This is a genomic window from Polycladidibacter hongkongensis, from assembly GCF_001561995.1.
GTDB lineage: Bacteria > Pseudomonadota > Alphaproteobacteria > Rhizobiales > Stappiaceae > Pseudovibrio > Pseudovibrio hongkongensis.
This window is the reverse complement of the sequence record NZ_LLWC01000008.1, coordinates 233,952-247,700: the sequence shown is the minus strand read 5'-3', so window position 1 is coordinate 247,700 and position 13,749 is coordinate 233,952. Positions and strand designations below refer to the sequence as shown.

At 53.5% G+C, this 13,749-nt stretch carries 12 protein-coding genes; 10 read left to right on the top strand and 2 right to left on the bottom strand.

Annotated features, from left to right (window positions below):
* Nucleotides 1-37 precede the first annotated feature (37 nt).
* The 7 genes from AYK82_RS02390 (at nucleotide 38) to trpS (ending at nucleotide 8,630) form a co-directional block, all read left to right on the top strand.
* Nucleotides 38-838, top strand: a complete 801-nt coding sequence (locus AYK82_RS02390) for a Tim44/TimA family putative adaptor protein (protein WP_425272554.1) — start codon at nucleotides 38-40, stop codon at nucleotides 836-838.
* 72 nt (nucleotides 839-910) lie between these two features.
* Entirely contained in the window at nucleotides 911-1,894 is a 984-nt protein-coding gene (locus AYK82_RS02385; protein WP_068310956.1) for an MltA domain-containing protein, read from the top strand.
* Between the two features lie 18 nt (nucleotides 1,895-1,912).
* The gene (locus tag AYK82_RS18260) at nucleotides 1,913-2,551 is read left to right on the top strand and encodes a Smr/MutS family protein (protein ID WP_068310953.1); all 639 of its coding nucleotides are present in this window, start codon (nucleotides 1,913-1,915) and stop codon (nucleotides 2,549-2,551) included.
* Entirely contained in the window at nucleotides 2,551-2,922 is a 372-nt protein-coding gene (locus AYK82_RS02375) for a helix-turn-helix domain-containing protein (protein WP_068310950.1), read from the top strand. The genes AYK82_RS18260 and AYK82_RS02375 overlap by 1 nt, the downstream gene beginning before the upstream one ends.
* Before the next feature lie 93 nt (nucleotides 2,923-3,015).
* Entirely contained in the window at nucleotides 3,016-5,841 is a 2,826-nt protein-coding gene (locus AYK82_RS02370) for a [protein-PII] uridylyltransferase (RefSeq protein ID WP_068310946.1), read from the top strand.
* Between the two features lie 12 nt (nucleotides 5,842-5,853).
* Nucleotides 5,854-7,413, top strand: coding sequence for a murein biosynthesis integral membrane protein MurJ (gene murJ / locus AYK82_RS02365; protein ID WP_068310944.1), 1,560 nt, complete (start codon nucleotides 5,854-5,856; stop codon nucleotides 7,411-7,413).
* A gap of 134 nt (nucleotides 7,414-7,547) precedes the next feature.
* A complete protein-coding gene (trpS, locus tag AYK82_RS02360) occupies nucleotides 7,548-8,630 on the top strand; it encodes a tryptophan--tRNA ligase (RefSeq protein ID WP_068310941.1) in 1,083 nt (360 codons plus the stop codon).
* 57 nt (nucleotides 8,631-8,687) lie between these two features.
* On the opposite strand, the gene AYK82_RS02355 is transcribed toward trpS, so the two are convergent.
* Together AYK82_RS02355 and AYK82_RS02350 are read right to left on the bottom strand one after the other, a co-directional pair.
* Nucleotides 8,688-9,815 carry an HlyD family secretion protein gene (locus AYK82_RS02355; RefSeq protein WP_068310939.1) on the bottom strand — a complete coding sequence of 376 codons (1,128 nt, stop codon included), beginning with the start codon at nucleotides 9,813-9,815 and terminating at the stop codon, nucleotides 8,688-8,690.
* Complete coding sequence (locus tag AYK82_RS02350) at nucleotides 9,815-10,174, bottom strand: DUF3302 domain-containing protein (RefSeq protein WP_068310936.1); 360 nt, start codon at nucleotides 10,172-10,174, stop codon at nucleotides 9,815-9,817. Before AYK82_RS02350 ends, AYK82_RS02355 begins: the two co-directional genes overlap by 1 nt.
* Nucleotides 10,175-10,440: 266 nt before the next feature.
* Here AYK82_RS02350 and trpA point away from each other — a divergent pair, with 266 nt between their 5' ends.
* From trpA to AYK82_RS02335, 3 genes are all read left to right on the top strand, one after another.
* Nucleotides 10,441-11,271 (top strand): tryptophan synthase subunit alpha, encoded by an 831-nt coding sequence (gene trpA / locus AYK82_RS02345; RefSeq protein WP_068311305.1) that lies wholly within the window; start codon nucleotides 10,441-10,443, stop codon nucleotides 11,269-11,271.
* Nucleotides 11,272-11,350: 79 nt separating this feature from the next.
* A complete protein-coding gene (gene accD / locus AYK82_RS02340; RefSeq protein ID WP_068310933.1) occupies nucleotides 11,351-12,268 on the top strand; it encodes an acetyl-CoA carboxylase, carboxyltransferase subunit beta in 918 nt (305 codons plus the stop codon).
* A 122-nt stretch (nucleotides 12,269-12,390) separates the two neighbouring features.
* Entirely contained in the window at nucleotides 12,391-13,719 is a 1,329-nt protein-coding gene (locus AYK82_RS02335; protein WP_068310931.1) for a bifunctional folylpolyglutamate synthase/dihydrofolate synthase, read from the top strand.
* The last annotated feature ends 30 nt before the right edge of the window (nucleotides 13,720-13,749 follow it).

The window sequence follows — 13,749 nt, the reverse complement described above, 5'->3', positions numbered from 1 at the left end:
CAGGTAGACGAACCGTTGTAAACTTGAGCTTGTCTTTATGGCCAGAACACTTCTGGCGCGCTTGAATTCTAAGGATGGTCGGTATCACGGCATGAATGAGATTTTTGACATCGGAAACATCATCATTCTGGCAATTGCAGTTATTGTGTTTTTGAAACTGCGCTCTGTTCTTGGCCAGCGAACTGGGCACGAGCGCCCGCCCAATGAAGTGACGGAACGCTTCAGCAAGCGTGAGCAGCAGCCGCAAAAGCAGACCTCCGATGGCGATAATGTTGTGCCCTTGCCGGGTGCAAGCGAAACTCCAGTGCAACAACCAGCGCCGCTGGAGGAACGCGAGCTGCTTGAGCAAGGCAAAAGCGCGATTGACCGCGTTGCCGGGCGTGGCACCCCTGTTGCCGAGCAGTTACTCAAAGTCCTTGAGGTAGAGAAAACCTTTAACGCGCAAGAGTTCTTAAACGGTGCCAAGGCCGCCTACGAAATGATTGTTGTTGGATTTGCAGATGGCGATCGCAAAGTCCTGCAAAACCTGCTGTCTGAGGACGTGTTCTCAGGATTTTCCACGGCTCTTCAAGAGCGCGAGAGCCGGAAAGAGCGCGTCGAGACCACTTTTATCGGCATTGATAAGGCCGAGATTGCTGGTGCGATTGTGGGCGGCGGAATGATTGAAGTTACCGTGCGCATCAAAAGCCAAGTCATCACAACCACTCGCAACGTTGATGGGGTGATTGTCGAGGGGGATCCGGCACAAGTTGTCGAGAACAACGACATTTGGACATTCTCCCGCAAGATAGATGCTGCAGATCCAAACTGGTTGTTGATCGCAACGTCTTCCGCCTAAAAAGGCATAGCTTAAGGGAAGGAGCGGCGCTCCCTCCCTTTTTTCTTGGTTCATTCCGATTGATATGGCGCTATGCCGCTTTCCTCTCCCTTTCCTGAACTAATCCCCGAGCCGGTGGAGCTGGCCGCTTTGCCAATGTGGCAGAGGGAAGACCATATCGAGGCTTTACGCTTCCTGCTGAAAAACGCTGAAAGCGGATCAGAGCCGCTGGGTGCGCCCTTCCTAGCTGCCGCGCATGCTGCGCTGGCAGAGGGTGCGGCAGCGGCGCAGCGTTTTCTGGAGCAGTCCTTCATTGCTTATCAGGTGAAGGAAAGCGGCTTTGTAACAGGCTATTATCAGCCGGTTGTGAAGGCCTCACTTTCCCCCTGCGCTGAATTTTCTGTTCCACTTTATCGCCCCCCCGCAAATCCAGATGACTTGCCAGATAGGGCGGCAGTGATGGCAGGAGCGCTTGAGGGGCAGGGGCTGGAATTATGCTATTTGAAGAGCGCGGTTGATGCCTTCTTTATCGCGATACAAGGCTCTGCCACTCTTCAGCTGCGCGATGGGCGTTTTGCGCAATTGCGCTTTGCCAAAAAGTCCGGTCATCCGTATACTCCGATCGGGCGCCTGCTTATCGAGAGAGGCGAGATAGCGGCAGAAGATATGAGCATGGATGCCTTGCGGGCTTGGCTTGCAGCGCACTTGGAAGAGCAAGATGCGCTATTTGCGCAAAACCGCTCCTACATCTTCTTTCGTCTGGATTTAGAGGGTGAAGCTGCTCCTATTGGTGCGGCTGAGGTGCCACTGATTGCGGAGCGATCTCTTGCCATTGACCCACGCTATCATCCTTATGGGCGCATGCTATATGTGGCAGCGGCAGCGGCCCCGCCAGACGCCGCAGCAACCACAACAGACTTTGCCCGTATCATGCGTGCACAGGATACGGGATCTGCCATTAAAGGGGCTGCACGGGGCGATATTTTCTTTGGCATTGGTGAAAGCGCTGGACAGCGCGCCGGTTGCATGCAAAACGAGGCCACGTTTTTCATTTTGGCACAAAGGGATGACGCCTAGCGTCGGCTTCTAACGGTTTTGACTAAAAGCAGCGGAAAAAAGGGCAATAAGCAGCTTAGCAAGCCAGATAAGCTGTTGTGGCACCGGGTGACGGCTTCGCTGACCCCTGTGCAACGCAGCACTGTGCCTTTTGGAGCAAACGAGCTGAACGATGCCAAAGCTCTGGAAGCCGAAATCAAGCAGGATGCCGAGCTAAAGGCCGCTTTGAAAAAACTGCAAGAAACTGCGGGCAGGCCAAAAGCTGCAAAAGCCATGCCCCAGCAACCCTTAGCCAAACCAGAGGAACCACCTTTGCCGCCGCTCACACAAATGGCGCGGCGTGAACGCAAGAAGGTGGTGCAAGGCGGGCACACGGGCGTTGATGCCCGCATTGATTTACATGGGCTGACGCAGGCGCAAGCTCATGACCGGCTTATTGATTTCTTGTTTCACAGCCAAAGTAGAAACCACGCTGTGGTGCTAATTATTACCGGTAAAGGGACACAGGGGTACGGAGAGGAGCGCGGTGTGCTGCGACGCATGGTGCCGCATTGGCTCTCTTCACCAGAGCTGCGCCCCTATGTTATTGGTTTTGAGCAGGCGCATTTGCGCCATGGGGGGGAAGGGGCGCTTTATGTGCGTATCCGCCGCCGCCGGGGAACAACAGGGCTCTACTAATGACACCATTTGGGGCAAAGCTGCGCGAGCTGCGCAAGAAACGCGGTATCACCTTAAAAGAGATGGCGCAGGCGCTTTCTGTTTCCAGCGCTTATCTTTCCGCACTCGAGCACGGAAAGCGCGGCACGCCCACATGGTACTTAGTGCAGAGAATTATTACCTACTTTAATGTGATTTGGGATGAAGCGGAGGAGCTGCAGCGGCTTGCCGAGGTCTCCAACCCCAAAATCAATATCGACACCGCCGGGCTAAATCCATTGGCAACAGAGCTCTCCAACCAGCTAGCGCTCAAGATTAATGGGCTCTCCGAAGACTCGCTGCGGCATATGCTGCATCAACTGCGCGTTGTCGCTGCAAAGGATAATATTTAGGCAATTCGCCCAAGTTTTAGGTTTGGCTTCTTTTTAGGCATTGGCTAAAGTCCTTGCACGTTTTTTACCTGTTCAGCCAGCCGGACCGCCGCAATGACCCCGCAAGACCTTCAGATCCCCGAGTATATTGATAGCGATGCGCTCTTTACACAGCTGGTGGGGGAGTTAGATGCGTTTGGCGGCGCGGCGGATGATTTGAAATTGCGCGGTAAGCTGCTTGAGTGTCTTAAAAGCTTTAACAGAGCCGGGCGAGATCATATCGAGCAATTGCTAAAAGAAGACGGCAAAGGCAGGCGCTGTGCCGAGCGGCTTTCCGCCCTTCAAGATACGATTATTCAAGCTGCTTTTCGTTTCGCATGCGAAAAAGTTTATGCAAATCCTAGTCCGAGCGCGGGTGAACAGCTGTGCCTTGTTGCTGTTGGTGGTTATGGACGCGGTACTTTAGCGCCACAATCCGATGTGGACCTGTTGTTTTTATGGCCCTACAAGCAAACGCCGTGGGGCGATCAAGTGGTAGAGTACGTGCTCTATATGCTGTGGGACATGGGGCTGAAAGTTGGCCATAGCACCCGCAATCTTGATGAATGCATCAAACAGGCGCGCGAGGATATGACAATCCGCACGGCGCTGCTGGAATCGCGATATTTGTGCGGCGAGGTGGAGCTGTTCACCAGCTTGGTGCAACGCTTTGACAAAGAAATAGCCGAGGATACAGGGCCTGAGTTTATCGCCGCAAAGCTGGAAGAGCGCGACGAGCGCCACAAGCGCCAAGGTGAATCCCGCTATCTTGTTGAGCCGAATGTAAAGGAAGGCAAGGGAGGGCTGCGCGATCTCAATACGCTTTTCTGGATCGGCAAATACTTTTACCGCGTTCCCAATGGTAATGATTTGGTGCGCATTGGCGCATTCTCGCGGCGGCAACTGAACCGGTTTCGCAAAGCGCAGGACTTTCTGCTGGCGGTTCGCTGCCATTTGCATTTCTTGCGCGGGCGGCCGGAGGAGCGGCTAACTTTTGATGTGCAGCAGGAAATCGCGACGCGCCTTGGTTACACCGACCACCCGGGCATGCGCAGCGTTGAGCGCTTCATGAAGCACTATTTTCTTATGGCTAAAGATGTTGGCGATTTGACCCGCATTTTTTCAGCCGCACTGGAGGAAAAGCACGTCAAGCCTGCACCAACAATCTCGCGGTTTCTTGGCGCGATTGTTCCCGGCCGCAAGGCGAAACGTCAACCAATTAAAGGCAGTAAAGACTTTTTCGTTGTCAATGGCCGCATTACCGCAGCAAACGAGGGCGTGTTTCGCAATGACCCGGTGAACTTGATCCGGGTGTTTTATCTGATCGATAAATGCGATGCAGATATCCACCCGGAACTATTAAAGCTGGTTCGCTGGTCGCGGCGGCTGATCACAGCCGATTTGCGAAAAGACGAGCAGGCCAACCGTTTGTTTCTCAAAATACTCTGCTCTCGTAATGATCCGGAAACCGTGCTGCGGGCCATGAACGAGGCCGGCGTTCTAGGCAAGTTCATTCCCGAGTTTGGCAAGGTGGTGGCGATGATGCAATTCAATATGTATCATCACTATACTGTTGATGAGCATTTGATCCGCTCTGTTGGCGTGCTTTCAGAGATTGAACGCGGCCTTGGCGGAGACAACCATCCGCTGGCAACGGACCTGATCAAATCAGTGCCAAGCCGCAGGGTTTTATATGTGGCAACGCTGCTGCATGATATTGCGAAGGGACGGCCAGAGGACCATTCCATCGCCGGTGCCAAAATCGCCCGAACCCTGTGCCCACGCTTAGGTCTTTCCGCATCCGAAACAGATACTGTGGCATGGCTTATTGAACAGCATTTGGAAATGAGCACTGTTGCGCAAAGCCGAGATTTGAACGACCCCAAAACGATCCGTGATTTTTGCCGCAAAGTACAATCGCTAGAACGCTTGAAACTGCTGCTTATACTGACAGTAGCCGACATTCGCGCTGTAGGGCCGGGGGTCTTTAACGGCTGGAAAGGGCAGCTGCTGCGCACACTCTATTACGAAAGCGAAACAATCCTTAGTGGCGGCCATGGGCAGGCAAATAAAAGCCAGAGGGTGGAGCAGGCGAAAGACGAGCTCATGCATGCCTTGCCAGACTGGCCAGAGGCAGAGCTGCAGAGCTACACCAAGCGCCACTATCCAGCCTATTGGCTGCGTGTGGACTTGGCCAAGAAAATCCAACACGCCAACATGATCCGCGAGACGGATCGCCAGCCCGAGCACCTCGCGGTGTTTGTAGAACCGCACGCCTTTGAAGGGGTGACAGAAATCACCGTACTCGCGCCTGACCATCCAAGGCTGCTTTCTATTATTGCACAAGCCTGCTTTAGCGCGGGGGCCAACATCGTTGATGCGCAAATTGATACCACTACTGATGGGCTGGCTCTGGATACGATTTTTGTCCGCCGCGAATTGCCGGAGGACGCGGATGAAAAGCGGCGCGGCGAGCGCATTGGCGCATACATCTGCGATGCATTACGCGGCACCGCCAAACTAACACCTGTCCCCGCACCGCACCGTGACCGCAAGACCGCGCGGCGCAAGAAAACGTTCAAGCTGGAAACCACGGTAACGGTTAGCAACTCTTGGTCCGAGAGCTACACAGTACTGGAGGTCACGGGGCTTGACAGGCCGGGGCTTCTTTTTGACCTGACTACAGCAATTTCAGCGTTGAACCTCAATATTGCATCTGCGCATGTCGGCACATTTGGAGAGCGCGCGGTGGATGTTTTTTATGTCACCGACCTCACAGGGCAAAAGATATCCAATGTTGGCCGACAAGAGGCCATAGAAAAGGCGATAAAAGCCGCGTTTGATGGTATGGAAAAGGAAAGTGCGCCAACTGCGGCGCGGCGATCTAAACCCATTCATTAGCGAGCTTGTTTATTGTCCTCATTGATCAAAAACTTCGCCAAGGTTGGTGGAGCCACTTTGCTAAGCCGCTTGCTGGGCTTTATCCGCGATGTCATGTTGGCCGCAACCGTTGGAACCGGACCGGTGGCAGATGCTTTCGTGGTTGCCTTTCGCTTGCCCAACCTGTTTCGGCGGTTGTTTGCGGAAGGGGCGTTTAACTCTGCCTTTGTGCCACTGTTTGCCCGCAAGCTGGAAGAGGAAGGACAAAGCGGCGCAAGGCAATTTGCCGGCGAAGTTGGGGCAGGACTCTTAAGCGTCTTGCTGTTAATTACGGCATTGGCGCAAATTGCAATGCCTCTTTTGGTGATGGTTCTTGCGCCGGGGTATGGCAGTGAAGCGGAAAAATTCGCTCTCACCACGCTAATGGCGCGCATCACCTTTCCCTACCTGATCTTTATGTCTCTCTTGGCCTTTGTTAGCGGCATTTTGAACAGCCTTGAGCGGTTTTTTATGGCCGCTTTTGCGCCAGTAATGCTCAATGTCGTCATGATCTGTGTTTTTGCGATCATCTGGATACTGGGCGATCTTTCTGATCGCAGTACAGGCATAATGCTCGCGTGGGGCGTGGCGGTTGCCGGAGTGGTGCAACTGCTTTTGGTTCTGGTGGATTTGCGGCAGGTTGGCTTTTCCATTCCGCTGAAGCGGCCACGCTTTACCAAAGGGGTAAAACGCCTGCTCGTGCTTGGTGTGCCCGGGGTTCTGGCGGGCGGGATCACGCAGATAAATGTTACTGTGGGCACCATTATCGCCTCACTGCAAGAGAGCGCCAACTCTTATCTTTATTATGCTGATCGAGTCTATCAATTGCCACTTGGCGTCGTCGGCATTGCCATTGGGGTGGTGCTGCTGCCAAGTTTAACCCGGCAACTGCGCGCGGGCGAGAACGAGGCGGCATTGCACGCGCAAAACCGCTCCATGGAGTTTGCGCTTGCGCTCACCCTCCCTGCTGCGCTGGCCCTGCTTATTATCCCTGATGCGATCGTGGCCGTGCTTTTCCAACGCGGCGCTTTCAGCGGCGAAGCTGTGGCGCAGACGGCGGCGGCACTGCGCGCCTTTGCGCTTGGTTTGCCTGCATTTGTGCTGATCAAGATGCTGTCGCCGGGCTATTTTGCACGCGAAGATACCAAGACACCAATGCACTTTGCAGCTGCTTCCATGGTGGTCAATGTGGGGCTTTCGCTGGCGCTGTTTCCACTGCTTGCCCATGTGGGTATTGCCGTTGCTACCGCTGTTGCGGGCTGGGTGAATGCGGCGCTGCTAGGTGTGAGCTTGTGGCGACGAGGACATTTTCAACTTGATGCTGCGCTTTTGCGCCGCGTGCCGCTGCTGCTGCTGGCCAGCACGTTGATGGGCGGAGTTGTGTATTTTCTTGAGGGAGCCTTGGCGGCTTATCTATGGCAAGGTGTCTTTGCAGTTCGCTTTGCCGCGCTGATGGCGCTGGTACTGGCTGGGGTTGCCTCGTTTGTGCTGTTTGTGCAGCTAAGCGGGGCGGTTGATCTGCTGGGACATATGAAGCGCATGTTGCGCCGCTAACAGGCGCGCCCGTGTTTTCCGGCGGCCTGTTACCCGCCAGCACTTGCGAAAAGCGGCCAAACTCGCCATAACAGCCACGCAATTTCCAGCCCACTTTAGGCCCTTCCAACAGGCCGTAACCTAGGGATTTTTCAATGACGACCTTTCAAAGTCGCGTTTTTTCCGGTGTTCAACCCACTGGTAACCTGCATCTTGGCAACTACCTTGGTGCGATCTCTCGTTTTGTTCCATTGCAAGACCAGATGGAATCCATCTACTGCGTTGTTGATCTGCATGCCATTACTGTATGGCAGGATCCAGCCGAGCTGACACGGGCAACGCGCGAAGTGACAGCGGCTTATCTTGCTGCCGGAATTGATCCGAAAAAAGCGATTATCTTTAACCAAAGCCAAGTACGCGAACATGCGGAATTGGCGTGGATCTTTAACTGTGTTGCCCGCATGGGCTGGCTGAAGCGGATGACGCAGTTTAAAGACAAAGCAGGCAAGCATGCAGAGAATGCTTCGGTTGGCCTGTTCGCTTATCCAAACCTGATGGCTGCGGACATTCTGGCTTACCGGGCGACGCACGTGCCTGTTGGCGATGACCAGAAGCAGCATTTGGAGCTGACCCGCGATATCGCCCAGAAGTTTAACAACGATTTTGACGAGCAGATCAAAGAGCTGGGGCTAGGCGTGCCGAACCCTGAGCCGAGCCACGAGTCTCCCGAGGAAATCTTCTTCCCGCTGACCGAGCCAATGATTGCAGGGCCAGCAACCCGCATTATGAGCCTGCGCGATGGCAATAAGAAGATGTCCAAGTCTGATCCATCTGACTTGTCCCGCATCAACCTAACCGACGATGCAGACACGATCGCCAAGAAGATCAAGAAAGCCAAGACCGACCCTGACGCGCTGCCGAGCGAAGTTGATGGGCTGGAAGGGCGCGCCGAGGCTGATAATCTTGTGGGCATTTACGCTGCGCTTTCCGGCAAAAGCAAAGCGGATGTGCTGAGCGAGTTTGGGGGTCAGCAGTTCTCGGCATTCAAGCCTGCGCTTTCCGAGCTGGCCGTTGAAAAGTTGGCACCTATGAACGGTGAAATGACCCGCTTGATGAACGATGCTGCTGCTATCGACACGGTGCTGAAAGATGGGGCGGAGCGGGCCAGCGCCATCGCCGAGCCTGTTTTGCACGATGTGCGGCGAATTGTGGGCTTCTTAGAAGCGCGACGCAGCTAACAAGAGCTCTTGCGGCAAAAATACTGGGCCCCGCTTTTGTTAAGCGGGGCTTTTTTGCTAGTGGTCAAAGGAAAGGTAGTAGAGCCAAGACTGCATTCGTAGCAGAATACGGCGAATAATCTGGAGCGGTTCAAGCTCATCGGTATACACCGCCACTTGAGCAAACGACCCTCCGGGCAGTTCAAACTGCGACATGTCTTGATCGATCTTGATGATGACACTGATACGCCCAGGAGCTGCACGAGATTCCGGCGTGATTAGAGTACCTGTTGGCTCTAGCTGCCCTGCTGCGATGTAATCAAGCTGCTGATAGACTTTGCCCTTGAACACTCTGCCCGGTAGCCCCTGAAAGATGACCTCGGCCTCGTCGCCGGGGGTTAGCCGTTGCATATGGATCTGCAGAAAACTACCAACAACATCGCGCTCTTGCTTTGCGATGAACACCATGGAAGGGAACAAGCGCCGCGCCATGTATCCCGGCGTGATCGCAAAGTTTGTGGCATAGCCGTCTTCTGGTGCTCTTACTGTTGCATGCTTGATGTTCCACTTTTCTTTGGCGATCTGCGCATCGACTTCGTCAATTTCAGCCGCAGTCCCATCCGCCACTGTTGCACTTACCGCAAAGCGGGCGGTCTCCAGATTGGCATAGGCGCTTTTTAAAGAGGATTGCGCTGCCTGCACTTCGTTGTCTCGGAATTGCAATGCGGCAACAGTGCCGACCTGTTTATCTGCCAAGTCTTTGGCGTCATCGCGACGAATAATTGCAAGATCAAGCGCAGCCTTTGCCGCAGACACACCTGCCTCAGCATCGAGCACAGCTTGTTTTTGCGATTCAAACTTCGCAACGATAACAGCACGGCGGGCTTCTAATTGTCGAACGTGATTTTCGTAGGGGAAGCTATCAACCTTGAATAGCGGCTCCCCCTTTTTTATCAGGGTATTTGGCTTAACCCAGACCTCTGTCACCAGCTGACGATGAGTGGAGATGATTGGGGTGGTTCTATAAAAAGTCCGCGCGATTGTTGACGTAGGGTGCGAATAGTTCATCGCCACGATAATGGCGCCGATCAATAAAAAACCGCCAAGCGCTGCCGTTGTAACTGAGTACCCAGTTACCGGTATTTTAAACACCTTGAACGCGACCACACAAAGGGCAGCGTAGGTTAACAGCATGAGTGTTTCCATTAGTTTTGCCCTCCTTCACGTTCATCTGTGCTTTGTTTTTGTAGCTCCAAGGCAGCAACTTTCTCCTGTAGCTCAAGGAGCTTTTCACTCAGGAGCGGGTCATGCTTTGGGGAAGACAGGCCAAAACCAAAGCCACGCTCAGGTCGATAAGCCATCGCCCAAACCCATAGAAACGGCCAAAGAGCATGTAGTGTAAACAAAGACACCCAGCCAGCTGCGTGGATCGCATCTGCATGGGGGTGATGACGGCGCTCGGCTATTTGCGCTGGAATGTCATGAATATAGACGATTCCATAAACAAAGACGAGGAACACAAAGAAAATCAGGGCTAGTGCAACCCAACTTAAGGCATCGAACACAGGTACCTCCAGTAACAACCGGTAGTATCCCTAGGTCAGATTAAAATATGCTCAACGATGCAGAACACACTTTTCACACTTGCTACTGCCACTTTACACCTTTCCTGTGCATTTCCTTTCGCATCACAACCTCAGGCAAGAATGGCGCGAGTTTTGTGGCAATGGCAGGCGATTTTTATCAGGTTTGGAATTGCTTTGATTGACAAGAGAAAAAAAGCGTCTACATCAGGATAAACCCCTTTCTTTTTATGATTATGGTTGGTGGAATGGAACAGACTCGTCTTGATCGTCGCTTTGCCCAGTTAAAAGCCGAAGGGCGCCCCGCTTTGGTAACATTTGTTACAGCAGGAGACCCAGATTTGGCGACATCTCAAGCGATTTTAGACGCACTTCCAGGCGCTGGCGCTGATGTGATTGAGCTTGGAATGCCATTTTCCGACCCGATGGCAGAGGGCGTGCCGATCCAGCTATCTACACAGCGCGCACTCGCGGGCGGGCATACCATGGACAAAACACTGGACATGGTTCGCAGGTTTCGCGAAGCAGATGATGAAACCCCTATCGTGCTTATGGGCTACTATAACCCTGTCTATGTGCGCGGACCGGCCGTTTTTGCCAAGGAAGCAAAAGAAGCAGGTGTTGACGGGTTTATTATTGTTGATCTCCCAGCTGAAGCTGATGATGAATTTTGCATTCCAGCGCTTGAAGCAGGCGTGAGCTTTATTCGCCTGACAACACCCACAACCGACGAATCCCGCCTTCCTGTTGTATTGGAAAACACCTCAGGCTTTGTTTACTACGTCTCGGTTAATGGCATTACGGGTGCAAAGGGTGCTGACACGAACGAGGTGGCAGCTGCCGTTTCCCGCATCCAGGCGCATACGGCTCTGCCAATTTGTGTAGGCTTTGGCGTGAAAACAGCGGCACAGGCGGAGGCAATTGGCAAAAACGCTGCGGGCGTGGTCGTTGGCTCTGTGCTTGTTGAGGCCGTCCGTGGCTCGCTTGATGCTGAAGACAAAGCAACGGACACAACCGTTGACGCCGTTGCGTCGGTAGTGCGTGATTTGCGCGGCGGTGTTAACAGGGCCACAAAATAGCCTTTTGCTTTTTTACTCGCTTGGCGTTAGTGTCTGCCAAATTTCTCGAGATTAGTGTCAACAACTGGCGGTGTTGCCCGTGAACTGGATTAATAACGTCGTTCGGCCCAAAATCCGCAGCTTTCTTGAAAAGCGCGAGGTGCCGGAGAACCTTTGGATCAAATGCCCTGAAACTGGCGAAATGGTCTTTCATCGTGACCTTGAGGCCAACCAATGGGTGGTTCCAAACTCAAACTTCCATATGCGCATTTCTGGAAAGAAGCGCTTGGAACTGTTCTTTGATGATGGCAAGTTTGATGAAATTGAAACGCCGGAAGTCATGACTGACCCACTCAAATTCCGCGATCAACGGCGCTATGTTGACCGCTTGAAAGATGCAAAAGCAAAAACAGATCTGAAGGATTCTGTTTTCGTAGCAAAGGGTGACGTGAACGGCCTTGCCATGACGGCTGCAGTTCAGGATTTCGCTTTCATGGGTGGTTCGCTTGGCATGGCCGCTGGTGAAGCAATTATCCGCGGCATGGAAACTGCTGTTGAGAACAAAACACCGTTCATCATGTTCGCCGCTTCTGGCGGAGCGCGCATGCAAGAAGGCATCTTATCGTTAATGCAACTGCCGCGCACCACTGTAGCTGTGCAAATGCTGCGTGACGCTGGCCTGCCTTATATCGTGGTTCTTACAAACCCGACAACTGGCGGCGTCACCGCATCCTACGCGATGCTCGGTGATGTGCACCTAGCGGAACCAGGTGCGCTTATCGGCTTTGCCGGGCAACGGGTGATTGAGCAGACAATTCGCGAAAAACTGCCTGAAGGTTTCCAGCGTTCGGAATATTTGCGCGATCACGGCATGGTCGATATGGTTGTTCATAGACACGAGATGAAAGAAACCATCTCGCGGCTTTGCAATCTGCTGATGAAGCGAGATACGCCACTGCCTGTCCTTGATACGGCTTTGCTGGAAAAGCCTGCTTCTGAAGCAGCCGCAAGCGCCTAACAACTGGGCATAAGGCTCACTTAAAGAATAAAGTAAAGCCCGGCCCTGCCGGGCTTTGCCGTTTAGATCTAGGGTAATTGCAAATGCGGCAATTGCAGCGCTGAAACAATAGGGGCAAGCCTATGCAAAGCACACTACAAGGGTTGCTCGACCAGTTCATGGCACTACATCCAAGCGAGATAGATCTATCGCTTGAGCGAATGCAGCGCCTCCTGCGAGATCTTGGGGAACCTCAGCGCAAGTTGCCGCCGGTCATTCATGTGGCAGGCACTAACGGCAAAGGCTCTACGAGCGCGTTTCTGCGCTCCGCCCTTCGTGCCCTTGGCAAAAGCGCTCATGTGTATTCTTCGCCGCACCTATGCCGCTTTAACGAGCGCATTCGCCTTGGCCAACCAGATGGATTTGTTGGGGATGGCGCGCTTATCGATGCGCTTACCCATGTACTTGCTGTGAACGCGGGGCAAGAAATAACTTTTTTCGAAGCTACAACAGCAACAGCGCTTTGGCTCTTTGCACAAAACCCAGCAGATTATCTTATACTAGAGGTCGGGCTAGGCGGCCTGTACGATGCCACAAATGTGATTGATGCGCCTTTGGTGAGCGTCATCACGCCAATTTCCAGGGACCACGAGAATTTTCTAGGGTCTGACCTGGCCGGCATCGCAGCTGAGAAGGCAGGCATAATTAAAGCGGGCTGCCCGGTTGTGAGCGCACAGCAAACAGAGGAAGTTGAAAAGGTTTTGCATCGACAAGCTGCAAAGCTAAAGGCGCCTTTCACTGTTTTTGGGCAGGATTTTGCCGCAATGCGTCAAGATGGGCGTTTTGTTTTTGAGGATCAAAACGCCTTATTGGACCTAAAGCTGCCCCGTATGAGCGGCCAACATCAGATAGAAAACGCAGGCCTAGCGATTGCGGCGCTACGAGCTGGCGGCCTTTTGCAAAACACAGACCACTTTACCGAGGTAGATCATGCTTTGACGACAACACGTTGGCCGGCGCGGCTGCAAAGGCTTGGGGAGGGTGCTCTCGTTGATGATCTGCCACTACGTAGTGAAATCTGGGTAGATGGGGGGCACAACCCAGATGCAGCTCGGGCTATATCTACCTTTCTGGCAGAACTAAATGACAGCGAAGAGCGCGAAACCTATCTCATATGCGGCATGATGAATTCTAAGGATCTAGAGGGCTACTTCCGCAATTTTGTGGGGCTGGCGAGCGAGGTGCTCTGTGTACCACTCACCACAACTCCGCATGGAGTGGAGCCCGAGGAACTGGCCAAAACAGTGACCACCACCGGGCTTTGCGCATCCCACTATGCAGATTTTGAAAGTGCTCTCAGCACGCTGCGAGGTCGATCCCTTGATGGGGCTCAGCCACCGCGCATATTGATAACCGGCTCGCTTTACTTAGCCGGGGAGGTACTCGAGCGGAACGGTACGCCCCCCACCTAATGCCGCGCTTGCGCTAGCACGCGGCGAGCA

Excerpts from the sequence above, each read along its gene's own strand:
- AYK82_RS02385 (WP_068310956.1), top strand. The coding sequence starts at position 911 with ATGCCGCTTTCCTCTCCCTTTCCTGAACTAATCCCCGAGCCGGTGGAG.
- AYK82_RS02390 (WP_425272554.1), top strand. The coding sequence starts at position 38 with ATGGCCAGAACACTTCTGGCGCGCTTGAATTCTAAGGATGGTCGGTAT.
- AYK82_RS02370 (WP_068310946.1), top strand. The coding sequence starts at position 3,016 with ATGACCCCGCAAGACCTTCAGATCCCCGAGTATATTGATAGCGATGCG.
- trpA (WP_068311305.1), top strand. The coding sequence starts at position 10,441 with ATGGAACAGACTCGTCTTGATCGTCGCTTTGCCCAGTTAAAAGCCGAA.
- AYK82_RS02375 (WP_068310950.1), top strand. The coding sequence starts at position 2,551 with ATGACACCATTTGGGGCAAAGCTGCGCGAGCTGCGCAAGAAACGCGGT.
- trpS (WP_068310941.1), top strand. The coding sequence starts at position 7,548 with ATGACGACCTTTCAAAGTCGCGTTTTTTCCGGTGTTCAACCCACTGGT.
- AYK82_RS02335 (WP_068310931.1), top strand. The coding sequence starts at position 12,391 with ATGCAAAGCACACTACAAGGGTTGCTCGACCAGTTCATGGCACTACAT.
- AYK82_RS02355 (WP_068310939.1), bottom strand. The coding sequence starts at position 9,815 with ATGGAAACACTCATGCTGTTAACCTACGCTGCCCTTTGTGTGGTCGCG.